At 53.5% G+C, this 22,224-nt stretch carries 23 protein-coding genes; 6 read left to right on the top strand and 17 right to left on the bottom strand.

The window, feature by feature from the left end:
- Nucleotides 1-51 precede the first annotated feature (51 nt).
- The 8 genes from HNV11_RS14655 to HNV11_RS14620 all read right to left on the bottom strand — a co-directional run bounded on the left by HNV11_RS14655 (nt 52) and on the right by HNV11_RS14620 (nt 10,825).
- Entirely contained in the window at nt 52-1,905 is a 1,854-nt protein-coding gene (locus tag HNV11_RS14655) for an autotransporter outer membrane beta-barrel domain-containing protein (RefSeq protein ID WP_240163452.1), read from the bottom strand.
- A gap of 138 nt (nt 1,906-2,043) precedes the next feature.
- Nucleotides 2,044-3,144, bottom strand: coding sequence for an ABC transporter ATP-binding protein (locus HNV11_RS14650; protein WP_171740374.1), 1,101 nt, complete (start codon nt 3,142-3,144; stop codon nt 2,044-2,046).
- Nucleotides 3,132-4,463, bottom strand: a complete 1,332-nt coding sequence (locus HNV11_RS14645; RefSeq protein ID WP_171740373.1) for a hypothetical protein — start codon at nt 4,461-4,463, stop codon at nt 3,132-3,134. Before HNV11_RS14645 ends, HNV11_RS14650 begins: the two co-directional genes overlap by 13 nt.
- Nucleotides 4,460-5,911 carry a glycoside hydrolase family 130 protein gene (locus tag HNV11_RS14640; RefSeq protein ID WP_171740372.1) on the bottom strand — a complete coding sequence of 484 codons (1,452 nt, stop codon included), beginning with the start codon at nt 5,909-5,911 and terminating at the stop codon, nt 4,460-4,462. Before HNV11_RS14640 ends, HNV11_RS14645 begins: the two co-directional genes overlap by 4 nt.
- Before the next feature lie 20 nt (nt 5,912-5,931).
- The gene (locus tag HNV11_RS14635) at nt 5,932-6,738 is read right to left on the bottom strand and encodes a carbohydrate ABC transporter permease (protein ID WP_171740371.1); all 807 of its coding nucleotides are present in this window, start codon (nt 6,736-6,738) and stop codon (nt 5,932-5,934) included.
- Nucleotides 6,739-6,807: 69 nt separating this feature from the next.
- Nucleotides 6,808-7,659 carry a carbohydrate ABC transporter permease gene (locus tag HNV11_RS14630; RefSeq protein ID WP_240163450.1) on the bottom strand — a complete coding sequence of 284 codons (852 nt, stop codon included), beginning with the start codon at nt 7,657-7,659 and terminating at the stop codon, nt 6,808-6,810.
- A gap of 42 nt (nt 7,660-7,701) precedes the next feature.
- Nucleotides 7,702-9,027 (bottom strand): extracellular solute-binding protein, encoded by a 1,326-nt coding sequence (locus HNV11_RS14625; RefSeq protein WP_240163448.1) that lies wholly within the window; start codon nt 9,025-9,027, stop codon nt 7,702-7,704.
- Between the two features lie 169 nt (nt 9,028-9,196).
- Complete coding sequence (locus HNV11_RS14620; RefSeq protein WP_171740368.1) at nt 9,197-10,825, bottom strand: carboxylesterase/lipase family protein; 1,629 nt, start codon at nt 10,823-10,825, stop codon at nt 9,197-9,199.
- A gap of 158 nt (nt 10,826-10,983) precedes the next feature.
- Here HNV11_RS14620 and HNV11_RS14615 point away from each other — a divergent pair, with 158 nt between their 5' ends.
- From HNV11_RS14615 to HNV11_RS14605, 3 genes are all read left to right on the top strand, one after another.
- Nucleotides 10,984-11,745 (top strand): NUDIX hydrolase, encoded by a 762-nt coding sequence (locus tag HNV11_RS14615; protein WP_171740367.1) that lies wholly within the window; start codon nt 10,984-10,986, stop codon nt 11,743-11,745.
- A gap of 67 nt (nt 11,746-11,812) precedes the next feature.
- Entirely contained in the window at nt 11,813-12,265 is a 453-nt protein-coding gene (locus HNV11_RS14610; protein ID WP_171740366.1) for a DUF2147 domain-containing protein, read from the top strand.
- Nucleotides 12,266-12,386: 121 nt separating this feature from the next.
- Nucleotides 12,387-13,424 (top strand): spore photoproduct lyase family protein, encoded by a 1,038-nt coding sequence (locus HNV11_RS14605; RefSeq protein WP_171740365.1) that lies wholly within the window; start codon nt 12,387-12,389, stop codon nt 13,422-13,424.
- 69 nt (nt 13,425-13,493) lie between these two features.
- Here HNV11_RS14605 and HNV11_RS14600 read toward each other — a convergent pair whose 3' ends face one another.
- From HNV11_RS14600 to HNV11_RS14570, 7 genes are all read right to left on the bottom strand, one after another.
- Nucleotides 13,494-13,676, bottom strand: coding sequence for a hypothetical protein (locus tag HNV11_RS14600; RefSeq protein WP_171740364.1), 183 nt, complete (start codon nt 13,674-13,676; stop codon nt 13,494-13,496).
- A 25-nt stretch (nt 13,677-13,701) separates the two neighbouring features.
- Nucleotides 13,702-13,917 (bottom strand): hypothetical protein, encoded by a 216-nt coding sequence (locus HNV11_RS14595; RefSeq protein ID WP_171740363.1) that lies wholly within the window; start codon nt 13,915-13,917, stop codon nt 13,702-13,704.
- Between the two features lie 155 nt (nt 13,918-14,072).
- Complete coding sequence (locus tag HNV11_RS14590; RefSeq protein WP_171740362.1) at nt 14,073-14,270, bottom strand: hypothetical protein; 198 nt, start codon at nt 14,268-14,270, stop codon at nt 14,073-14,075.
- Nucleotides 14,271-14,498: 228 nt separating this feature from the next.
- On the bottom strand, nt 14,499-14,933 hold the full coding sequence (locus HNV11_RS14585; RefSeq protein ID WP_171740361.1) for a DoxX family protein: 435 nt from the start codon (nt 14,931-14,933) through the stop codon (nt 14,499-14,501).
- Between the two features lie 114 nt (nt 14,934-15,047).
- Complete coding sequence (locus tag HNV11_RS14580) at nt 15,048-15,941, bottom strand: hypothetical protein (RefSeq protein WP_171740360.1); 894 nt, start codon at nt 15,939-15,941, stop codon at nt 15,048-15,050.
- A 170-nt stretch (nt 15,942-16,111) separates the two neighbouring features.
- Nucleotides 16,112-16,492 carry a DUF779 domain-containing protein gene (locus HNV11_RS14575; protein WP_171740359.1) on the bottom strand — a complete coding sequence of 127 codons (381 nt, stop codon included), beginning with the start codon at nt 16,490-16,492 and terminating at the stop codon, nt 16,112-16,114.
- Nucleotides 16,493-16,609: 117 nt separating this feature from the next.
- Nucleotides 16,610-18,130, bottom strand: coding sequence for an aldehyde dehydrogenase family protein (locus HNV11_RS14570; protein WP_171740358.1), 1,521 nt, complete (start codon nt 18,128-18,130; stop codon nt 16,610-16,612).
- A gap of 114 nt (nt 18,131-18,244) precedes the next feature.
- On the opposite strand from HNV11_RS14570, the gene HNV11_RS14565 reads away from it, so the two are divergent.
- Genes HNV11_RS14565 through HNV11_RS14555 form a run of 3 tightly spaced genes read left to right on the top strand, consistent with a single transcriptional unit; the run spans nt 18,245 to nt 20,407 of the window.
- Nucleotides 18,245-19,180: an AraC family transcriptional regulator gene (locus HNV11_RS14565; protein WP_171740357.1), complete on the top strand. Its 936-nt coding sequence runs from the start codon at nt 18,245-18,247 to the stop codon at nt 19,178-19,180.
- 47 nt (nt 19,181-19,227) lie between these two features.
- A complete protein-coding gene (locus tag HNV11_RS14560) occupies nt 19,228-19,938 on the top strand; it encodes a DUF2461 domain-containing protein (protein WP_171740356.1) in 711 nt (236 codons plus the stop codon).
- 16 nt (nt 19,939-19,954) lie between these two features.
- Nucleotides 19,955-20,407, top strand: a complete 453-nt coding sequence (locus HNV11_RS14555; RefSeq protein WP_171740355.1) for a RidA family protein — start codon at nt 19,955-19,957, stop codon at nt 20,405-20,407.
- Between the two features lie 70 nt (nt 20,408-20,477).
- Here HNV11_RS14555 and HNV11_RS14550 read toward each other — a convergent pair whose 3' ends face one another.
- Nucleotides 20,478-21,968 carry a glutamate synthase subunit beta gene (locus HNV11_RS14550; RefSeq protein WP_171740354.1) on the bottom strand — a complete coding sequence of 497 codons (1,491 nt, stop codon included), beginning with the start codon at nt 21,966-21,968 and terminating at the stop codon, nt 20,478-20,480.
- A gap of 5 nt (nt 21,969-21,973) precedes the next feature.
- Nucleotides 21,974-22,219, bottom strand: coding sequence for a DUF4926 domain-containing protein (locus tag HNV11_RS14545; protein ID WP_171740353.1), 246 nt, complete (start codon nt 22,217-22,219; stop codon nt 21,974-21,976).
- Between the last annotated feature and the right edge of the window lie 5 nt (nt 22,220-22,224).

The following is a 22,224-nucleotide window of genomic DNA, read 5'->3' as shown; positions in this document are numbered from 1 at the left end:
AAAAAGCCGGAATCGAAGGTTCCGGCTTTTTTGACGGACGTAGTCAGGGAATTACTTCTGATTGGCGGGCTTTTGGCTAAGCGTTTTCAGCCGATTTTCCAGTTCAGCCTGGCGCTGCTCCATGGCCTGTAAGCGACTTTCCTGCTGCTGGCTAACCTGCCGATGTTTCTGATTGGCCGACTTCAATTCGTTTTCCAGCTGGATGCTGTAGAGCGTCAGTTCTTCGATTTTTTCCAGCAGGGTAGCGGTCATTTTGCCGACGTCGATGCCGTCCTGAACTACCGCAGCGGCCGAGGGAACGCCCGGCAGGTGTTTGTTGGCCCAAACGTACCGACTGACTTCCGTCAAACTTTTTAAGCGGTAATCATCAGCAAAGACGTAGTCCGACCACTCGCTGGTATTCTTGACGGCCACCTTTACCTTCTCGGTCAGGATACCCTGTTCCACGTAAAGCCGGTAACCGGCCGGTGTCTTGCCCACGCCCTGACCAATGATGATGGCTTCCCCTTTGGTGCTCTGCAGAAACTGACCGTTACGCTGCCACAGGCTCTCAACGGATGAATCGCCAACGCGCGTCCCGCTAACCGAATTGGCCAGAATTACATTGCCGTTGCCATCAACGGTCAGGAACTTGCTGGCCGAAGTAACGGGTACAGTGGCCGAGGTCAGGTTCTCGAAGCGAAGGCCCGACTGCCCGCTGGTGCCGCTGGTTACCTGCAGGCGGGTGGTTGGAGCCGAGGTGCCGATGCCTACGTTTGCGCCGTTGCCAAGCACCAGCGCGTTGCTTACGTTCACTTTTGCGTTGGGGCCAAGGGCCGTTGCGTTGGTGAGTCCGTTAGCGCCCGCGTCGGCCCGGAAACCTACAAACAGGTTGGTTGCTCCCGCGCTATTGGCCCGGCCGCTTTCAAAACCGATGGCTACGTTGTTGTCGCCGTTGACGCCCGCGCCGTTGCCGGCATTCGCGCCTAAATAGACATTGTAACCGCCCGTGGTATTCTGGCCCCCGGCGTTATCGCCCAGAAAAAAATTGGCCGAACCGGTGGTATTGCTGCTGCCTGCATTCGTGCCCATTATGAAGTTCGACGCGCCGGTCGTGTTCGATAAGCCCGCCTGTACACCGACAAACGTGTTGAACTGCCCCGAGGTGTTGGCGCGCCCGGCTGCGTAGCCGATAAAGGTGTTCGAGGGCCCTGTCGAACTGTAACCGGCCTGGTAGCCCACAAATGTATTCTGGGTGCTGGTCTGGTTCGAATAGCCTGCTTTGCTGCCGAGCATGACGTTCCCCGATGCGTTGCTGGAATAACCCGCCGAGTCGCCCAGGACCGTATTGTTGGAGCCCGACTGATTGATGTAAAGCGCCCGGACGCCGAGGGCAACGTTGCTGCGGCCGTTGGTGTAGTAGCCGGCCTGATACCCGACCAGGATATTGTTGCTGGCCGTCAGGTTGTTGTAGCCGGCATAATAGCCCAGAAAGGTATTGTTACTGCCCGAAGTATTGTTGCGCCCGGCGTTGGCGCCCGTGAAGACGTTGTTGCTGCCCGACGTGTTGTTGTTGCCAGCCGCAATTCCGGAAAAAACATTGTAGCTGCCGGTTGTGGTGTAGTAGCCGGCAAAGGTGCCGACATACGAGTTATAGCTGCCGCTGGTGTTGCTGTAGCCCGCGCTGGAACCCACAAACGCATTGCTCTGGCCGGAAGTATTCGACCGGCCCGCATTGGTGCCCAGAAAGGTGTTGTTGTCGCCACTCATGATCAGATTACCCGCACTCGGGCCAACCAGCGTATTGTTGGTGCTGGGCACGACCGAGTTGGGCGTATTGGCCACGTAATTGGTTTGCGCAGCTGCAGCGAACGGCAGGAGGGCTGTCAGGGCCAGAAAAGCCCGGAAAGTAAGCGTTGATTGCATAGGGTAGAAGGTTTTGTTCGGCTAAATGTAAGTCAATAGCTAATTGAGTTCTTGATTTTCAATAAGATATCTGGGTGGTAGGAAATAAAAAAACGCCTTCATTAATGGCGTTTTGGAAAAGGTTTGTGAACCGAAGCGCTACAGAGCTATACCGCTCTGGAGATCGAAGAAATGGCATTTGTCGAGATTCCAGTGCAACTCGATCGACTCGCCGAAGGGCGCGCTGAAGTTGGGCGCCAGACGGGCAATCAGTTGAGTACCCTCGACGGTACAGTACGCCAGTGTTTCGTTGCCCATGTTTTCAATGGCCTCAAGCACCACGCGCTGCTCATGAACCGCCTGCGCCTGGGGCGGCTGATTACACAGGTGTTCGGGGCGGATACCGAGCGTAATGGATTGCCCCATGTACAGCCGTAGTCGATCGGCCTGCGGAGCGTTTTCAAGGCTGATCTGTATCTGCCCGCCCGTGCTGATAAAGCGAATAGGCGCGTCTTCGGCAATATAACCCGATACGAAGTTCATGGGTGGCGTGCCGATGAACCCGGCCACAAACTGCGTTGCGGGGTGATTATACAGGTTGATGGGTGTATCCTGCTGCACTACGTCGCCATCGCGCAGAACCACAATCCGGTCGCCGAGCGTCATGGCCTCCACCTGATCGTGGGTGACGTAAATAATCGTTGCGTTCAGCTCGCGGTGGAGTTTTTGCAGCTCAATACGCGTCTGCACCCGCAGTTTAGCATCCAGATTACTCAGGGGTTCGTCGAACAGAAACACCTTGGGATTACGGACGATGGCCCGGCCAATCGCCACCCGCTGCCGCTGCCCACCCGACATGTCTTTGGGCTTGCGGTCGAGCAGGGTTTCGATTTCGAGCAGTTTGGCGGCCCGGCCGACGCGCTGCCTGATCGCGTCTTTGGGTAAACCCGCGAGCTTTAATCCAAAGGCCATATTGTCGAATACGGTCATGTGGGGGTAGAGCGCGTAATTCTGAAAGACCATGGCAATGTTGCGGTCTTTGGGCGGTACGTCGTTAACGCGCTGGCCGTCGATCAGCAAATCGCCTTCGGTGATTTCTTCCAGGCCGGCAATCATGCGCAATATTGTCGATTTGCCGCAGCCCGACGGCCCGACCAGCACCAGAAATTCGTGGTCTTTGACCTCGATGCTGACGTCCCGAATCACGCGGGGGCCCGTCTCGTACGCTTTGGCAACATGGACCAGTTTTACTTCGGCCATAAGGAACGGGAGTTAGTTGCCTGCGTTACGGCAGCCGGATACTGCTCCAGCCGCTGAAAGGCCAGCAGCGATTCAATGGTGGATTCGGCCCCCGAGTTTTTATTGATGGTCGAATCCGACCTAATTCCGTCGAAGGCCATACCCGTCGTTTTGTCGTACATGAGCGCTTTTGCAGGATTACTGCCCAGAAACCAGCTGGCCAGTTGACCGGCCAGTTTCAGGTACCGGGCGTTCTGGGTCTGGTCGTATAATTCGAGCGCGGCCCAGACCATCGGCCGGACACCGTAAGCAATCTGCGAAAAACGCGATTTTTTGATGAATGACAAATCCTGGCCTTTTTTGTCGATTGTAAATGACTCCAGAAACCCTTCCTTCAGCAGATACGGGTAGAACTGGTCAACCTCCCGTCTGGCAACGGCCAGCCAGTTGGGGCGGTTCAACGCTTTGCCCGCCCGCAGCAGGGCATAGGCCTGATCACTTCCATACGCGTGCCAGTTGTTTTCGAAACTCAGAATCGCGCCGTACGGTACCTGCCGGGTTCCGCCCTGCTGCATCTGAACAATGCCATCGCCTAACTTTGTCATTACGTTCAGTACCTGCGGGTCGGGGGTTTGCTGATAATAATTCAGCAAACCCAGAATCATGATAGCCGCCTGATCCGAGCCGGAACCGTAGGGCAGCCAGGTCGGTATGTTCAGCCCCGCAACCTGATTGTACGCCTGGGGTTTGCTGCCGAAATCACGGATGATATTGGCCACGAGCCGCTGACTGGCCGTTTGCAAACGTAGCGCAAAAGCCGGGTCGACAGTTTTATAATAGGGATACACTTCGGTCAGGCACCACAGCGCCCGCCACGACCACCAGTTAGGCTGGTTGATGCTGGTGCTGCCCGTTTTGTTGATGACGCGGTTGCCGAAGATGAAATTATAGAAATAACCTCCCCCGGCGTCGGGCGTGTTGGCCTGCATCTGGAGCACGAACTCCGTCAGCTTATGGAGTTTATCCTGCTTGCCAGCGTTGACTTTCAGATCGGGCTCATGCAGCAGAAAGAGAACCGCCCGGGCTACGTCGTCCACGCAGGCGGCTCCTTCGTCGTCGTCCGCGACCCATGTATAGTCCGGGTACTCGCTATAAATATTGATCAGGCCAACCGCCACGCCATTCAGTTGAACGACCTGATACAGATGATCGAGGTGAGCCGTGTTGACCAGCCGGGTCCGATCTTGCGCCGACTGAGTCGGCCGGGGCTTATGGCAGGAAATCAGCAGCAGGGAAAGCTGAACCAGGCAAAGCCAATGCAAACGGTAGCAATTGGTCATACCGACGGGTTGGCTAGCAGTTCATCCAGCAGTTCCTGTTTGGATAGAGTAATCATACCACAGGCTGAGTCGGACATGGCGTAGGGAACAACGATCAGATCGCCGTGGTCCAGCCAGCCGCAGGTGTACACTACGTTCGGAACGTAGCCTTCCCGCTCGGATTCGAGTGGGTAAATCAGCGGCTCCGGCGTTCGGGCCAGCACCTTCTTTGGGTCGTTGAGGTCCAGTAGAGCTACGCCCAGGACGTAACGCCGGACCGGACCCACGCCGTGCGTAAGCAGTAACCAGCCCTGATCGGTTTTGATGGGTGAGCCGCAGTTGCCTAGCTGAATCACCTCCCAGGGGAACCTGGGCGTCAGCAATGTTTCGTACGTATCCCAGAAATACAGATCGCGGGAAAACATGATGTTGATATATTCGCCACCCTGTCGGCTGATCATGACGTACTGCCCGTTTATTTTTTCGGGGAGCAACGCCATGCCCTTATCCTGAATCGCGTCGCCATACATGGTGCGGACGCTGAAGCGGATAAAGTCCGTGGTTTCCATCAGCTGGGTTTTGATGGTCTTACCGTCATAAGCCGTGTAGGAGCTGTAATAGCGTTCGGAGCCGTCGTCATCGCGAAATTTAACGAACCGAACGTCCTCCATCCCTTTGCTCTCGCCCTTGGCGTTTGGGAAAATGACCCGTTCGTGCAAGGGGGCTTCTGCATCCGTGGTTACGTCATAATTCGTATCTAGAATGGTCAGGATGGCCCGGCGCGTTGGCTGAAACGTCGGGCTGCTGGTTTGCGTTGCCAGCTCATTCAGCCGTTTTGTCGCCTGAGCCAGATCGAACTCAGCCGGAAGCGCGTCAAGCAGGCCGTCGTCGGTATGCGGAAAGTAGGAAAGCCGACGTTTGACGAATTCGCGGGTATAGGTTTTGCGCAGATCTTTCTCGGAACTGGTCGCAAAGCGGTCGGCTTCGTCCAGATGGATAAATCCTTGCTGCGAAACGGTGCCGGTCCGGAATTCAATGGACGAAATATGACCTTCGCCCGTTGCCCGTAAACTCATGACAAACCGAATGGTGCCTTCTTCCAGACCCGAATGATCGGGGTGAGGCACAATCGAAGGGTTAAAGAGCGCAGCTGCCTGGGTTGAGTATTCCATGGTGAGGCAGGCCCCCAGCAGCAGCCGACGATTGGGCGAAAACCCGGCGGGTTCACGCTCCATCTGTTCAACGGCTTTCGTATAATTTCGCTCGAAGGCGGCTTCGAGGTTGCGATGCCGTTCGCCGAATCGCTGCCGGGTTTCGGCCAGGATAGCATCTACCTCATCCTCCGAAAATTTAGCGATTCGCTCGCTGATGTGCAGGACGCGGTGTGGACCATGAAGAAACAGATAGCGGGCAATGAGCCGTTCGGGATTAGCGGAAAAACGAATGGCAGTGCGGTTAACGTTGATCATGCGTTGACGTAAACAAAAATTCAGTCCTTCAGGCCGGACGAGGCCATGCTGCGGATAAAATGCTTCTGAAAAAACAGGTACACAATCAGAATGGGCAGGGCCAGCATGACGGCTGCGGCCAATTTTACCCCCAGTTGGGCATCAGCCCGGCCACCCACCGAAAACAGGGTTACCATCTGGGGCATGGTCATTGTCGATTCGTCGCGGATAACGATCAGCGGCCAGAGGGCTTCGTTCCATAAACCCATAAAAGTCAGGATCGTTACGGTCAGTACGGTCGGGAGAATGTTGGGCAGCAGAATCTGAAAAATAATCCGCAGTTCACTACAGCCGTCGATGCGGGCGGCATCGATCAGGGCCTGGGGCAGACCCGCAAACGCCTGTCGGAACAGCAGCACCGCCAGTGAGTTCATCACGAACGGCACAATCAGGGCGAAATAGGTATCGACCCAGCCCAGCTTCACCATTGTAATGTAATTGGGGATCAGCGTAATCTGGAAGGGAAGGGTCATCGTGAAGATGATCAGGTAGAATATCGCGTTACGTCCCCGAAACCGTAGCCGCGCCAGGGCGTAGCCAACCATTGCGCCCAGCACGACGACCAGGCTGGTGGTGACAAGCGCTACCAGCAAACTATTAACGAAGGCCCGCCCAAGCGGTATCCGCTCAAAGACGGTCGTGTAGTTGCGGAGAGTCAGGTCAACCGGCAGTAGTGTCAGCGAACCAATGCCATGCTCCGACGACAGCGATGCGCTGATCATCCAGATAAACGGATAAACAAACGACAGAGCCGCCAGAAGAAGCAATACGTAACGGACTATTTTCATGCGTTAAAAATCCAAATCTAGAAACTGAACCGCCTGTTCCATTCACTCATTCACTCGTTCGCTCTTTAACTATACCTCCTGTTCGACGTAGCGTTTCTGAATGGCCACGACGCCCAGAATCAATAAAGCAAAAAAGAACCCCAGCGTGGCCGAGTACCCCATGTGATAATACTGAAAAGCCTGTTTATAGATATACATGACGGCCGAAAGCGTGCTGTTCAGCGGGCCGCCTTCGGTCATGATATACGGCTCGATGAACAGCGAAAAGCCACCGATAGTCGACAGCACGACAACCATAAAAATCGTTGGGTTGATCATCGGCAAGGTTATGTACCGAAACTTCTGCCAGTGCGTAGCGCCTTCCATATCGGCGGCTTCGTAATACTGCACTGGCACGGTCTGCAGACCCACCAGAAACAGAATGACGTAAAGACCGACGTTCTTCCAGGTAGCCATCAACGCGATGGCATACATGGCGATGTCGGGGTCTTCCAGCCAGGGTATTTTCGGCAGAGAGAGGGCCGTCAGTCCCCGGTTCAGGATACCCGCGTTGAACCCCAGTAACTGCTGCCAGAGGATCGTAACGACCACCCCCGACACAATGACCGGCAGGAAAAATGCCCCCCGGAAAAACGCCTGTCCCCGGATTTTCTGGTTCAGAAACTCGGCCAGGGCCAGCGCCACGACAATCTGTAAAGGAATGTGCACAACCAGAAAGCGCAGCGTATTATACAGCGCCTGCCAGAACAAGCGGTCGTTGACGAGCTGGATATAGTTATCCAGCCCAATAAACTCCATAGGCGAGATAATATTCCAGCTATGGAAGGTGAGCACCACAGAGAACACCACCGGAAACGCGATGAACACGCAGAAATACAGAATGTAGGGCGAAACCAGCCAGTAGGGAAGAAGCTTTTTCATTTCATACATGCGCAACGGGTGCAGCTCAGCAAATAACCGGCGTTAAAATACGCTTGCCTGATCTTTCCCGCGGTCGTTCATTAATAGTACGTCAACGGCTTTTGCCGCATCGCGGATGGCATCTTCGGGGCTTTTTCGGTCATACACCACGCAGGCTTCGTACTCCTGCGAAATAATGTCGAATACCTCCACGATCACCTCGCTGTTGTCCACACCCCTGATGTACTGCGTCTGTTTAGCGAAGGGAAGAAGTTTCGGGTTTTTTCTGAGAAAGTCGCTGAAGTACGGGTCGGTGTCGACGTTACGTCGGTGCGGAAACTGCCCCGTCAGTTCCATGAGCCGCAGGTCGCCGGGTTCATCGATCAGCGTTTTCACGAATGCCCAGGCCGCTCGTGGGTCGGGACAGGTGTTGAAAATGACAATGTTCTTCGGGTCGCCGTAGGTGTAAACCGGGCCGGTATGCGTATCGGGGACGGGCATTGGCCAGGCGTCGTATTGCAGCCTGGGGTCTTTGTAACGTTCCAGAAAGCCAACCTGCCACGGCCCCGTAAACGACGTTGCAATGCGCTGATCCAGGAACGGGTCACGTGTGGCCGACTGCCGCTCTTTGGAGTAATAGCCGTTACGGTACAACTGCTGCAGGAACCGAAAAACGTCTACGGCATGACGGTTGTTGAACGCGGCCCGGGCGGGTTGTCCGGGTTCTCGGCTTACCAAAGAACCGCCATTGGATGCAGCCAGATACAGGGGGTAAAAGTTGAAGAACCGCTGGTACCAGATCGCCTTCACCTCCGTATAGCCCAGCCACTGATCAGTGTAGCCGTCATGGTTTAGATCTTTGGTTAGGTGTTTACCGGCGTTCAGATAGCTGGAATACGTATAAGGTGGCCCGGTCAGACCCGGCCCGTTGACCAGTCGGGTGTTGCAGAGCGTCATGATCGGGTTCACCTTCCAGGGGACCTGATAAATATGACCGTCCGACGACGTAATCTCCCGGATGGTACTGCTGTCGCAACGGTCGCGCAGGAAGGGCAGGAACCCGCTGATGGTGTCGAGCGGCACCAGCACTCCGGCCCGGGCATACATTTCGACGCTGCCCTGCCACATATTGGCGTAGATGTCGGGGGTGGTTTTGCCTACGACCGACGCCAGGATGATCTCCTCGCTCGACTGGCCTTCGGGGATGGGCTGGTAGCGCAGGGGCTGGTCGGGATGCTCGCGTTGCCAGCGGTTGGTAAACTCGCGGGCAAAGGTGATTTCGGCCGCGTTGTTTGAACACCAGAACAGCAGGGGGCGCTCGGTTTGCGGCTGCTGGCAACCGCCCATCAACACCCCTAAGACACCCGCAATCAGTCCAAGTTTCTGCATAATCAAGCGAATGAACACCCCGTAACGCCGTAGTACCGTAAACATACAGCACAAACGCCTTACGGACCAATGCGGCCCCCATTATTGGCGCTACAGCCTGTATAAGCAAAAAGAGTACCCAACTTTGGATACTCTTTTGCTTATATAGAACTGAGTAAAGCAGTCCGGTCTATTTGGTCGAAAACTGATCCAGGAAGAGGTACCGATCCCGGTTCTTCTCTGTTTCGGCACGGGAATCAACGTCAAGGCGCATATACTGAACGGTGTTACCGCTATTGGCTTTGGGCCAGTTAGGCAGGCCCGAACCGTTGGGGTTGCCGGTCTTAATGAAGTTGGCGAAATAATTCTGCATAGTTTCCGAAACCTTGTAGTCTTCCGGTGTCCAGGCATAGACTTTGTTCGTGGCCAGGTTACCCATCGCGTACTCAATCTCGGCTGAGTGTACGGCCCCACGGGCGGGTGGCACCTTCATGGCGGCCGTGTTGTTGCCTTTGACAACACCACCCGCCAGACCGGGTGCGGCATCACCCATTTCCGGCGTCATGGCTGGACGAGGGCGCGTATAGAAATACCGATAAACAGGTTGGCCCCCCCCGGTTTTGCTTTGCAGATCGGCCCATTTCCAGGTGCTGTAGCCAATAAACCGGTCGCCGGCGAGGTCAGTAGCTACCTGCTCAACGTCTGTGTCGGCGGCACTGGCATAGGCTTTCAAAGCCTCAGCGGACCGCTCGCCATAGAGTTTCTGAACGGCTTTTGTATAATTCTCCGTTGTCGGCGCTTCTTTACCCAGAACCATGCGGTAGTTCATTTCTTCGGAGTTCCAGCCAACCAGCAGCGGGACTTTAGCCTGTTCGCCAGCCGCAAAAATGGCGAATGGCGATTTTGGGAAGAAGTAGCCATCTACGTTCGATGAAAAACGGGGCGTGTTGGGGTTAGCCGTCGCTTCGAGGAGTTTCTCGGCGGGCATCGCCCGCAGTTCAGCCAGCGATTTGGCACCTACCTGCTCGGCGAATTTCACACCGCTCTGCTCGGCCTCCGACAGGGAGGTCGGCGGCAGCGTACCCAGCAGGGAACCGCTTTCGCCAATGGCGCCCGCAATCAGGTTTTTCGACAGGGGAGAGGCCATCTGGGCACTCACCGAAATCGATCCCGCCGACTCACCAGCGATGGTCACCCGCTTCGGGTCGCCCCCAAAGGCGGCAATGTTCTGCTGAACCCAGCGCAAAGCCGCGCTCTGATCCAGGTAGCCATAATTACCCGACGCATGGTGCGGAGACTCTTTGGTTAGCTCCGGGTGGGCCATAAAGCCGAAGGCGCCCAGACGGTAGTTCACCGTAAGCGTTACGATGCCTTTGCTGGCCATGTTTTCGCCGTCGTAGCGGGCCTCCGAGCCATCACCGGCCACAAAGCCGCCCCCGTAGAAATAAACCAGCACCGGCAGCCGCTCTTTTTCCGATTTGGCGGGTGTCCAGACGTTCAGATAGAGACAGTCTTCACTCATACCATCCGAACGGAACCCCATATCGCCGAAGATGGCGCGCTGCATGGCGCGGGGACCAAACTTGTTGGCCTGACGAACACCCGTCCAGTTTTTGGTTGGCTGCGGCTCCCGCCAGCGCAGGTCGCCAACGGGCGGCTGAGCAAAGGGAATGCCTTTGAAAGAACGGATGCCACTCGGCTCAAGGGTGCCTTCAAGCACACCATTGGCTGTTTTGGCTTGGGGCGATTTGCCCTCCTGCGCAAAAGCCGCCGGGCTAAGCTGAAGAACCATCGCTAAAAGAATCAGGCTTGTTTTCATCGTATGTGGTTAGGAAAACTGGAAAAGCGTGATAGATGAATTACTTTGGGGTCAATAGAGAATCGGATAGACTATTATTGTCTCAATTTGTTACAATAATAACATCTGGTCTTTTTCTCTCCAAATTTTATTGTTACTTGTTGGAAAAATAGAATGGAATGAATCACCCGTTTATTGCTGAAGAAATCCGCGCGAATGGGCAGGGCTTTTTGCCGGGGCTGGCGATCGACTGCGTCATTTTTGGGTTTCATCAGAATCAGTTGAAAATTCTGCTGCTTGAATACCGGAACACAGGCCTGTTTGCCCTGCCGGGAGGCTTTGTCCGCGAGGACGAGGACGTCAATGATGCCGCCCGGCGGGCGCTGGTCGAACGGACTGGTTTGCAGGATATTTATCTGGAGCAGTTTTATCTTTTCGGCGATCAGTCCCGGCATAACCCGGCTCCGCTCCGGGCAATCATGACCGCAAAAGGAATTGAACCTGCGGATTCACACTGGCTGCTGCGCCGGTTTGTGACGGTAGGCTATTACGCCCTGGTCGATTTCACGAAGGCGGTTCCAAAGGCCGATGCGCTGGCGGACAGTTGTGACTGGTACGATCTAACTCATTTGCCGGTTTTGATGTTAGACCATAAAACCATCGTGCAGAAGGCGTTGGAGACCCTACGGGTTAATCTTGATCAGCGCCAGATGGGGTTGAGGCACCTGGCTACGCCATTGCTGCCGGAAACCTTCACGATGGGCGAATTGCAAAACCTGTACGAGACTATTCTTGGACAAAAACTTAGGCGGACCAGTTTCCAGCGGAAGATGCTTAGTCTGGGAATTCTGGAGCGGCTCGATAAGAAATACAGTGGTGGCGCGCATAAAGCGCCGTACCTGTACCGCTTCGCGGAAAACGCCATTGGTAGCCAGAATTAAATTTAACCGGAAGATTTCATCATATTTGACTCATGTGATCGTTGATTAACCGCACTATAACTTGGTTATGAATAAGTTTCGTCTGGTTGCTATACTCCTTCTGTTTTCGATTACGCTAAGTTCGGCTACTGAGCCCAATGACCCCGATGCTATCGTTGGCCGCTGGCTGAGCGCGCGGAAACGAAATCAGGTGCAGATCTACAAACACGGTAATCGCTACTTCGGGAAACTGGTCTGGATGAAAGAGCCGACTTACGCAGCTTCGAACAAGCCCAGGATGGACGATAATAACCCCGACGAGAAACTGCGGACCCGGCCGCTGCTTAATCTGATGATTATGAGTAATCTGGATTTTAAAGGCGGGAATGTCTGGAATGACGGGCAGATTTATAATCCTGAAGATGGAAAGACCTACGGTTGCGAAGTAACGCTGAAAGATCCGAACACGCTCGATGTTCGTGGCTATGTGCTCGGTATCCCCTTTCTGGGTAAAACCCAAAGCTGGACCCGCGTTAGATAAACCTGTCTAATTAGGTCGCTTTAGGTGTATAACTACTTGTTTGTCAACGGGTTATTGAGGTGGTCGGGTGAACGTAATCGGTCTGGCAGGTGTTATAATAGAGTCACACTCAACGCTTTTCATGCCTGATTTCAATCCTAATCTGATCCTATACACGGCCGATGCTCTTAATGAGCGGGGCGAAGCCGTTGTTGCTCAGTATCCCGATGCCGAAACGCTCGAAGTAAAGCAGCACAACCGGCTGCCAGAGCTGGGCATGAATCACTTCAAGGTGAAGTCCGACGTGCTGGTGCTGGGTAAGCTCAAGACGCAGGACATCAAGTGGAGCGGTCGGAGTTCCGATTACATCGCGCCGAGTCTGGCGAATGGCTGCTTTGGCGGCTGCGCCTATTGCTATGTTGACCGGCACAAAAAAGTGAATCCTATTACGTTATTCACCAACGTTGAAGAAATTCTGGCGTCGGTCGACAAGCACGTACATACGTTGCCGTGGCCAAAACCCGCCAACCAGACTGATCCGGTCTACTGGACCTATGACATTGGCTGCAATTCCGACATTGCAGTCGATTATAGCCTGTCGGACGGCATCCGGCAGGCGTTCGAGTTCTACCGCGACCATCCCCGCGCCAAGGCTACGTTTGCTACCAAGTTCGTAAACCGCGACATGCTGGCGTTTGATCCACACCGTAAGGTTCGTTTGCGGTTTAGCCTGATGCCCTCGCACGTCAGCAAACTAGTCGATGTCCGAACCGATTCAATTGAAAAACGGATTGCCGCCATCAACGACTTTTATGATGCAGGCTACGAAGTGCACGTCAACTTCTCGCCCGTTATTGTGTACGGCGGCAAGCAGTGGCGCGACGACTACCGGGAGTTGTTCCGGCAGGTGGATGCGCAGTTACGCCCTGAAGTTAAGGCGCAGTTGAAGTGCGAGGTTATTTTTCTAACCCATAACCAGTGGCAGCACCAGGCCAATCTGGCCATTAACCCGAAGGCAGAGGAGTTGCTGTGGGTGCCGGAACTGCAGGAAAACAAGCGGAGCCAGTACGGCGGCTGGAATATTCGTTACGACCACCAGCTTAAGAGCAAGATGGTCGAGGTTTTTGGGCGCTTGATAACCGAGGAAATTCCCTGGTGCGAAATCCGCTATAGTTTCTGATACACGAACATAGCGGGAGGTTAGTCTTTGCTTTAGATGACTAACTACCCGCTATGTTGATGTAAGGAATCAATCGACGCTATTTGCGTTACGTTTCGTTTGTTCGACTTTGTCGGGGTCGTTCTTCTCGGTTACCTTCTTTGTCGAACGCTGGTTGCTGCCGTCTTTTCCGGCTTTGCCTTCTTCCTTCTGATTTTTGTGACTGTTGCCTCCGCCTGTCTGCGGAGAGTAATACTTCACGAACTGATTCATAAGGCTGAGATGTTAGAGTTGAAATTTAGTCATTAGGACCAGTTACGTAATGCTTACTGGTCTTAGAACCTTTGGGTCGCCCCGGATTACGGTGACGGCCATCGTTGGGGCCTGCTTTCTTTTTTTCGCCCCGACTGTTTAAGCCTCCTTTCCGCCCAGCGGCTACGTGCTGCTCATGTGTGCCCCCCTGCACCGATTTGTTCGCTTCATTACTTCCCTGCATTCTTACTTGCCTGGTCATTGCATGATAGGATTTTGATGTGGATAAATTATAATTAACAAGTACCTCCAATAAACTCGTAAACTGCCATATTGATTCACAGGAATGAGGCAGCGGTAAAAAAAAACAGGCAATAGCGATTCGCTATTGCCTGCCAGAGAACCCTAAAGAATCAATTAATTGCTGTGGCCACCTTTGTTGCCACCAGTTGCATGTCCGGCGCTACTATTGCCCTTTGAGTGTTTTGCGCTCTTGTGCGATGTCGAACTACGGCCATTGCCTTTCTGGCCATGTTGCGTACCGTTGTCCTGATTACCCGTAATACGCTGATCTTCGTATTCCTTCTCGACTTTTTCCAAGGTTTTATCAGCCATGACGTTGCGTGTATAAAAGGTTATTAGTCAATTTAGCTGGTAGATTAACCTTGTTTATAGGGCTGGTGTTTTAAAGAATAGCTAATTTTTGACGGGCCATCAGCGGCTCATCTATGCAGAGAAAAGGAGCCGCCTGCTCCCTAAACATGAACAGCTGCTTCAGGAGCAGGTGGCTCACTAAAGCAGCTGTTCAGGCAAATAAAGTTATAGTACTTAGGAGCAGATCGCTCAGTGATTATGCTGTTTGACGTATTCATCCATTGAGAACCGCCCGGAGCCAATTACCAGAAAAACCAGCAGCAGGAACAGGACGATGATGGACAGCCAAAGTTCAGAGTTGAGCGGAGAGAAGCCCCGCGAAATGTTCACGAAGAAAACGGCACCAATCAAGATAGGCAGTTGCAGTAATACCATCAAACGGGTCAGACAGCCGACTGCAATCAAAAAGCCCCCCATCAGGTGTGCAAAGGCCACGTAATGCACCAGAACAACCGGCAGCAAATCAAAATGCAGCCCTCCCACCAGTTGGGAGAGATACCGGGTGTCGCTGATGAAGCTGATACCTTTCAGAACCAGAATAATGCCCAGCATAATGCGTAGGGCATCGGTCCAGTTGGGGTGATGCGTATCCCCCCAGTGTTCAATTCGATGCAACATATTCATACCCGTATGCGGTTTAGTGAAAACTAACCTAATATACAGAGCCGATCCAAAGAAAGCAAACTGGTTCCCAGTTAGTTATTCTATGAAAGACTCAGCTCATTCAGCCTGCAGTCATCAGAACTCGGTTTTTTTCTGGCGCTCAATGAAAACCATATAAGTGCCGATGTTATCAGCGAAAAATAGGTCCCACTTATGGTATTTAGTAATTGTATCCCAGTAGCGCTTATGCGCATTCCACTTAGCAATGGCAGAGGCTTTACGTACCGCACTGTCCAGTCCGCCGAGTGGTGGATATCGTAACTCATCTCGTTGAAACTCGGTGCTGTCGCCAATGTAGGCTTCTCGGGCTGCCTGACTGGCATTTAAGACGATGTCGTTGACAGAGAGCCATAAATACGCTCTCCGACCGGTTTCATTGGTAGTTGTCAGTTCACTGCCAATATGGAAAACGAGGCTTCTGCCCCTACCGGAAGGACTGGGGTTTTCGAGGCCAGGCGGTTCATCAATACCTACTACCTGAAAGTAGCCCACGAGGTTGCCAACCAGAGGCCGATAATCGTCCTGATCGTGAAACGTACAGATTAAAAATTTGCTGCGCCCTCCTCCTCTGGGCGGTTCTACGAAGGCTGATCCCGATGGGTTTGACCATTGCACAGTGGATAATTCTTCCTGCCGGATCTGGTTTTGGGCAAGATGTACCTGGCCCGAGGTCCTGAAATGAATTTCGTCGCCCGGATCAAAGGCAAGTCCCGTATTGATCCAGCACTGGGAAGCGGGCACCAGAAAGATCAACTGCTGAAAATTGTTGTTGTCCGATGAATGGAAGATAATTCCCTTTCCGGCAGCCCTGATAACAAAATCGTCTTTCCAGACGCGCCGGATATACTCCATAATAAACAAGGTGGTCAGTACTAAAACGAACAGCATAACAATAGCCCTGGCTGTCGTTTCATTGACGCGCAGAATTGATTTGACCCAGTCGACCAAGGACTTTATCAGATTTTCCATGAACCACTGCGTGTTTTATGCAGGCTCTACAGTAAATTTATCGGGTTGGCTTATGGACAGAACAGGTTTTTGAGTGAACGGTAAGTAGTTGATTACTAGCAAACAATAAACGGCACGGCCCTGAGACCGTGCCGTTTATTGTTTGCTGTACCCGGAAGGCAGACGTCTGCCTACACCGTTTCCAGCGGTCCCGTATGTACCGGTGGTAGGTTTGCCAGTTCCTCCGGCTCCAGTAACCTCGACCGGATCAGGAACCGTACGCCCAACGGAATTTCGAGCGAGAACGATGCGCCCCGTCCCGGCGTGACGTCGATAGTCAGATGCGTATGTTTCCAGTACTCAAACTGGTCTTCCGACATCCAGAAGTCGCAACCGACGATCTGCCCCAGCCGAACGTCCGATGCGCCGATAATAAACTCACCCTGCGCGTAGCACATGGGCGAAGAGCCATCGCAGCAGCCTCCGCTCTGGTGGAACATCAGCGGTCCGTGCTGCGTCCGGAGCTTTTCAATTACCTCGGCAGCCGCCGGCGTTAGATCAACACGATTCATAGGAGAAAGGAATCAATGAGCGAAAAAGCGAATGAGTGAAAGAGCGAAAGAATGAACCGAAGTGAAAGAGCGTTTCCGGTTAACAGTCGCTCTTTCACTCATTAACTCGTTCACTCTTTAAAAGAAGCCCAGCTTGCTTTTGCTGTAGGAGATCAGCAGGTTCTTGCTCTGGCGATAGTGGTTCAGCATCATATGGTGGTTTTCCCGCCCGAAACCCGACTTTTTATAACCGCCGAACGGGGCGTGCGCCGGATAATTGTGATAGCAGTTGACCCACACGCGTCCCGCCTGAATCTGACGCGGAATCTGGTACAGTTCATGGGCGTCGCGGGTCCAGACGCCCGCCCCCAAACCGTAGAGCGTATCATTAGCCATCGCCACCGCTTCGTCGGCATCCGAGAACGTAGCGACCGATACCACCGGCCCGAAGATTTCTTCCTGGAATACCCGCATCCTGTTGTTGCCTTTGAAGATGGTCGGCTCGATGTAGTAGCCGCTTTCCAGTCCATCAACTTTAGCTTTGTTGCCGCCCGTCAGCACTTCAGCGCCTTCTTTGCGGCCAATGTCGATATACGACAGGATTTTTTCGAACTGATCGTTGGAAGCCTGTGCGCCCATCATCGTGTCGGGATCGAGCGGGTGGCCCATTTTGATGGCTTTCGTGCGTTCAATCACGCGCTCAATAAACCGGTCGTAAGCCCGCTCATGAATCAGCAGCCGCGAAGGACAGGTACAGATTTCGCCCTGGTTCAAGGCAAACATCACCGCACCTTCCACGCATTTATCGAAGAACTCATCGTCGGCATCAGCGATGGATTCCATAAAGACGTTCGGCGATTTACCCCCGAGTTCCATGGTAACCGGAATCAGGTTTTCGGAGGCATACTGCATAATCAGGCGACCCGTTGTGGTCTCGCCCGTAAAGGCCACTTTCGCGACCCGTTTACTCTGCGCCAGGGGCTTGCCCGCTTCCGGCCCGAAGCCGTTCACAATGTTGACAACCCCCGGCGGAATCAGACCTTCCAGCAGTTCCATCAGGACCAGAATAGACGTAGGCGTTTGTTCGGCGGGTTTCATGACCACGCAGCAGCCAGCCGCCAGCGCCGGAGCCAGCTTCCAGGTTGCCATCAGCAGGGGGAAGTTCCAGGGAATGATTTGTCCGACAACGCCAATGGGTTCTTTCACAATCAGCGAAACGGTGTCCTTGTCCAGCTCCGTCATGCTGCCTTCTTCGGCCCGTATTACGCCCGCAAAGTAGCGGAAATGATCAACGACCAGCGGCAGGTCGGCGGCCATGGTTTCGCGTACCGCTTTCCCGTTTTCAACCGTTTCGACGCGGGCCAGGAACTCCAGATTCTGCTCAATGACATCGGCAATTTTCAGGAGCATATTGCTGCGCTCGGTGGCCGACGTGCGTGACCAGGCTGGAAACGCCTTGTGGGCAGCATCCAGCGCCAGGTCAATGTCGGCGGCTTTGGAGCGGGGCACCCGTGCAATCAGACTATCGTCCATAGGTGAGTGGTTGGCAAAGTACTCGCCATCCACCGGCGCGACCCATTTTCCGCCGATATAGTTCTCATACTGCGTTTTGAACATCGGCCGGGGTAAAACCTTGCTCGGCGATTCTACAGTTTGCATCTGTGAAGGATTTTTGGGTTAGTTGATTAATTTCTTCACAAATTTTGGCGTAATTGTACAAGCTTAATTGCGCCATAGTCTCGAAAACTTGCAGAATCGTCCCATTCTATACCTATGAAAAAAGTAAGGGGAGTGTCTGAAGAAAAAGCCGTTGGCTCGTGGGGATCCCGGCTGGATACGCTCGTTGAGAATAAGCTGACGTTAAGCCATGATTCGGCGGAACTGCATTTCTTTGAAACGCTGCAACAGGCTCAGCGAATTGAACTGCGCTTTGATGCGCCAGTGCTAACGAGTATGCTGAGCGGACGTAAGGTGATGCACCTCGGCCAGACTACTCCGTTCGACTATCGGCCTGGCGAGTCGCTGCTAATGCCTGCCGGTCGGTTGATGTCTATCGATTTTCCGGATGCGACACTGGACGACCCAACACGCTGTCTCGCTCTGACCATTGCTGATGAATTCATTCAGCAGACCGTTGATGAGCTGAACGAGCAGTTTCCCCGTACGGAAGCCACCGATCAATGGCAGCTGGGTACAGACGATTATTTACTGCAGAATGATCCGGAAGTCAGTTCGCTGGTTGATAAACTCATGCGGTTGTTCCGGGAGAATACCCCCTTCCGGCTGTTTTTCATCCAGAATACACTGAAGGAACTCATCGTGCGGCTGTCCCAGAAGCAGGTCCGGACGGGACTGCTCGCTCAAACCCGTCAGAGCCTGACAACTCACCGGCTGGCTTACGTTGTCGCTTACATTCGCGAGAACCTGACCCGGAATCTGACGATTGAAGAATTGTCGGAGAAAGCCTGTCTGTCGAAGTCCCACTTCTTCCGGCAGTTTAAAAACGAGACTGGCATATCGCCCGCTCAATTTATCCTGACCGAGCGTATCCGCCGGGCCAAGGCTATTTTAAGTAATCCCCGCAAAAGCATTACCGATGCGTGCTACGAATCGGGGTTCAACAGCCTGACACATTTCAGCAATGCATTCCGCTCCATCGAACGCATGTGCCCCCGTCAGTTTAAACGGCAACTTTTTGGTGTGAACTGATTGCCGGATTGGGTAACGTTGACAGCGATTACCTATCTTTGGTTGTTATGGCAAAACAGAATATAGCAAAGGCTGCCTTTACAGCCCCAACTCTTGATTTTCTCCGCGATCTCGTCCAGAACAATAACCGTGAGTGGTTTCAGGCTAACCGCAGCCGCTACGATGCCGCCAAAACCGAACTGTGTGGGGTTGTCGAACGCGTTCTGACGAACATGAGCGCGTTTGAGCCACTGTCCAATACGTCTGTTAAAGACTGTATTTTTCGTATCAACCGCGACATTCGGTTTTCGAAAGACAAAGCGCCCTATAAATCAAACCTGGCTTTTGCAATTGGACCCGGTGGGCGGCATTCCGGTCGTATTGATTACTTTATTCAGATTCAGCCCGGCAACCAGTCGTTTCTGGGCGGGGGCATGTGGCAGCCAACGCCCGCCAATCTGACCAAGTTCCGGCAGGAGGTGGACTACAACGTAGATGAACTGAAAAATATCATCGAAGCCGATGCGTTTAAAGCCTACTTTCCCGAAGCTGCGGGCGAGGTGATGAAAACAACGCCCAAAGGCTACTCGGCCGATCACCCGAACATTGACCTGTTACGTCGGAAGGAATTGTTTTTCATGCACCGTTATACCGACAAAGAAGTCCTGAAACCAAATTTTGCTGATGAGATTGTACGTGGCTGTCAACTCCTGAAGCCGTACTGCGACTTTCTGAACTATCTGTTTTTCGACGAAAAAGAAGAATCCATCACCTTATAAACCAACCGCCGGATTAATGGTAAAATGTAGTTTCCTTGTCCTGATCAATGTCCTGCTGCTGTCGTTTGCTCAGGCACAGACAACTCTGGTTCCGCAGCCAGGCTATACGTATAAAGTTGATGCGGGCGTCGCAGGAAAGCAGGTTTATATCAGCGGTCAGCGGCCGTTCAACGCAAAAGGTGAATTAGTCGGTGCGGGGGACTTGTCGGCGCAGGCCCGGCAGGTGTTTGAGAATTTAAAAACTGCTTTGGGTAAAGTCGGCATGTCGCTCCGGGATGTCAGGCAGGTCACCTACCACATCAAAGGCATAGAAGGACAGGTTGACGCTCAGGCCTCCCAGCAGGTAAACAATGTTGGAACTGCTTACTTTACGCAGGGCGCTCCCAAGATTGCAGACATCAAAAGCATCCCGAAAATTGTTCGCGACGATGTTCTTATCGAGGTCGAAGTTGTAGCCGTAAAAGAATAGCTATAGGCACATAAATGATAAAGCCGCCCTGATTTTCAAGGCGGCTCTATCATCCTTGATTATTCGGGCGTTAAGCGGTTTCCAGCAATGAAACGGCTTTGGCTTCGAGCATCGTCTCACCCATGAGGTAACAGTCGGCGGCCCGGGCGGCTTCGCGACCTTCCGAAATAGCCCACACCACCAGCGATTGTCCCCGGCGCATATCACCGGCCGTAAAGACGTTCGGGTTAGTGGTTGTCTGGTAGTTCGTCGCCTTTACGTTACCGCGCTCGTCATACTCCAGTCCGAGGTCGTCCAGCAGCCCATTGTGTTCAGGGTGCAGAAAACCAGCGGCCAGCAGAGCCAGCTCACACGGAATTTCGCGCTCCGAGCCGGGCAGTTCAACCATCTGCATCCGACCGTCGCGGTTTTCCCAAGTCAGGTCTACGATTCGCAGGGCTTTCAGGTTACCGTTCTCGTCGCCGATAAACTCTTTGGTATTGATAGACCAGTGCCGCTCGCAACCTTCCTCGTGGGAGGTGCTGGTGCGCAGCATCATGGGCCAGTTTGGCCAGGGCGTATTGGTTGCGCGATCTTTCGGCGGCATGGGCATCAGTTCAATCTGCGTTACGCTCGTAGCTCCGTGGCGGTTCGACGTACCTACGCAATCGGAGCCGGTATCACCCCCACCAATCACAACGACATTTTTACCGGTCGCCCACAGTTCACCGTCACTGTAGGGAACACCCCGGTGATTGACCTGTACCGGACGCTCAGCCACCCGCTTATTCTGCTGGCTAAGGAATTCCATGGCGGGGTAAACGCCTTTCAGGTTTCGTCCCGGAATAGGCAGGTCGCGCGGAACGGTCGAACCACCCGTGAGCATAACCAGGTCAAACTGATCCAGCAAATCTTTAGCCGTCAGATCGACGCCAACGTTTACGCCGGTTTTGAATGTAATGCCCTCCGCTTCCATGACGGCCAGCCGACGATCAATCGTCCACTTTTCCAGTTTAAAATCAGGGATACCGTACCGCAGCAAGCCGCCAATCTGATCGGCCCGCTCGAACACCGTTACGGTATGGCCCGCTTTATTAAGTTGAGCCGCTGCCGCCAGACCTGCCGGCCCTGAACCTACGACGGCTACGCGCTTGCCAGTCCGAACCTTGGGTGGTTTTGGCGTAACATAACCCTTCTCGAAGGCAACCTCAGCAATCGATTTCTCAATAAATTCAATCGCTACGGGCGGCTTGTTGATGCCCAGTACGCAGGAAGCTTCGCAGGGGGCGGGGCAGATACGGCCCGTAAACTCCGGGAAATTATTGGTCGTGCTCAGAATCTCGTAGGCATAGCCCCAGTTCTGCTCATAAACCGCGTCGTTAAACTCCGGAATGATGTTTCCGAGTGGGCAGCCACTGTGACAGAACGGCGTGCCGCAGTCCATACAACGGGCTGCCTGCCGCTGCGAATCCTGCTCGGAAAACGGCATTTCAATTTCCTTGTAATCATGAATCCGCTGCTGCGGGTCGCGCTTCTTGGGCAGTTCGCGCGTGAATTCTAAAAATCCGGTTGGTTTTCCCATGAGGTCTAAACAATCTCTAAACTTCGCTTCGACAGTATATCGTGTTCAGTAAGCGCTTCCAGCGCGTCCTCCTCGACAATAAATACTGCAATGGTCTTGCCGACTGCATTGAACGCTTCTACGAAATAAGCGTTTGGCAGGTCCCGACGCCCTTCTAAAAATTCAACAGTAGTAACAACGTCGCCCTTTTTCAGCCCTTCTCCAGGAAAGTCTTTCAGGAGAGCAACTTGTTTATACAGCGGCCATTTCATGATAA

It is taken from the genome of Spirosoma taeanense (assembly GCF_013127955.1).
Taxonomy (GTDB): Bacteria; Bacteroidota; Bacteroidia; order Cytophagales; family Spirosomataceae; genus Spirosoma; species Spirosoma taeanense.
Note: the sequence above shows the minus strand (reverse complement) of the source record. Positions and strands in the feature narration are given on the sequence as shown.

Coding starts and splice junctions, on each gene's coding strand:
- HNV11_RS14655 (WP_240163452.1), bottom strand. CDS start 1,905: ATGCAATCAACGCTTACTTTCCGGGCTTTTCTGGCCCTGACAGCCCTC.
- HNV11_RS14650 (WP_171740374.1), bottom strand. CDS start 3,144: ATGGCCGAAGTAAAACTGGTCCATGTTGCCAAAGCGTACGAGACGGGC.
- HNV11_RS14645 (WP_171740373.1), bottom strand. CDS start 4,463: ATGACCAATTGCTACCGTTTGCATTGGCTTTGCCTGGTTCAGCTTTCC.
- HNV11_RS14640 (WP_171740372.1), bottom strand. CDS start 5,911: ATGATCAACGTTAACCGCACTGCCATTCGTTTTTCCGCTAATCCCGAA.
- HNV11_RS14635 (WP_171740371.1), bottom strand. CDS start 6,738: ATGAAAATAGTCCGTTACGTATTGCTTCTTCTGGCGGCTCTGTCGTTT.
- HNV11_RS14630 (WP_240163450.1), bottom strand. CDS start 7,659: ATGAAAAAGCTTCTTCCCTACTGGCTGGTTTCGCCCTACATTCTGTAT.
- HNV11_RS14625 (WP_240163448.1), bottom strand. CDS start 9,027: ATGCAGAAACTTGGACTGATTGCGGGTGTCTTAGGGGTGTTGATGGGC.
- HNV11_RS14620 (WP_171740368.1), bottom strand. CDS start 10,825: ATGAAAACAAGCCTGATTCTTTTAGCGATGGTTCTTCAGCTTAGCCCG.
- HNV11_RS14615 (WP_171740367.1), top strand. CDS start 10,984: ATGAATCACCCGTTTATTGCTGAAGAAATCCGCGCGAATGGGCAGGGC.
- HNV11_RS14610 (WP_171740366.1), top strand. CDS start 11,813: ATGAATAAGTTTCGTCTGGTTGCTATACTCCTTCTGTTTTCGATTACG.
- HNV11_RS14605 (WP_171740365.1), top strand. CDS start 12,387: ATGCCTGATTTCAATCCTAATCTGATCCTATACACGGCCGATGCTCTT.
- HNV11_RS14600 (WP_171740364.1), bottom strand. CDS start 13,676: ATGAATCAGTTCGTGAAGTATTACTCTCCGCAGACAGGCGGAGGCAAC.
- HNV11_RS14595 (WP_171740363.1), bottom strand. CDS start 13,917: ATGACCAGGCAAGTAAGAATGCAGGGAAGTAATGAAGCGAACAAATCG.
- HNV11_RS14590 (WP_171740362.1), bottom strand. CDS start 14,270: ATGGCTGATAAAACCTTGGAAAAAGTCGAGAAGGAATACGAAGATCAG.
- HNV11_RS14585 (WP_171740361.1), bottom strand. CDS start 14,933: ATGAATATGTTGCATCGAATTGAACACTGGGGGGATACGCATCACCCC.
- HNV11_RS14580 (WP_171740360.1), bottom strand. CDS start 15,941: ATGGAAAATCTGATAAAGTCCTTGGTCGACTGGGTCAAATCAATTCTG.
- HNV11_RS14575 (WP_171740359.1), bottom strand. CDS start 16,492: ATGAATCGTGTTGATCTAACGCCGGCGGCTGCCGAGGTAATTGAAAAG.
- HNV11_RS14570 (WP_171740358.1), bottom strand. CDS start 18,130: ATGCAAACTGTAGAATCGCCGAGCAAGGTTTTACCCCGGCCGATGTTC.
- HNV11_RS14565 (WP_171740357.1), top strand. CDS start 18,245: ATGAAAAAAGTAAGGGGAGTGTCTGAAGAAAAAGCCGTTGGCTCGTGG.
- HNV11_RS14560 (WP_171740356.1), top strand. CDS start 19,228: ATGGCAAAACAGAATATAGCAAAGGCTGCCTTTACAGCCCCAACTCTT.
- HNV11_RS14555 (WP_171740355.1), top strand. CDS start 19,955: ATGGTAAAATGTAGTTTCCTTGTCCTGATCAATGTCCTGCTGCTGTCG.
- HNV11_RS14550 (WP_171740354.1), bottom strand. CDS start 21,968: ATGGGAAAACCAACCGGATTTTTAGAATTCACGCGCGAACTGCCCAAG.
- HNV11_RS14545 (WP_171740353.1), bottom strand. CDS start 22,219: ATGAAATGGCCGCTGTATAAACAAGTTGCTCTCCTGAAAGACTTTCCT.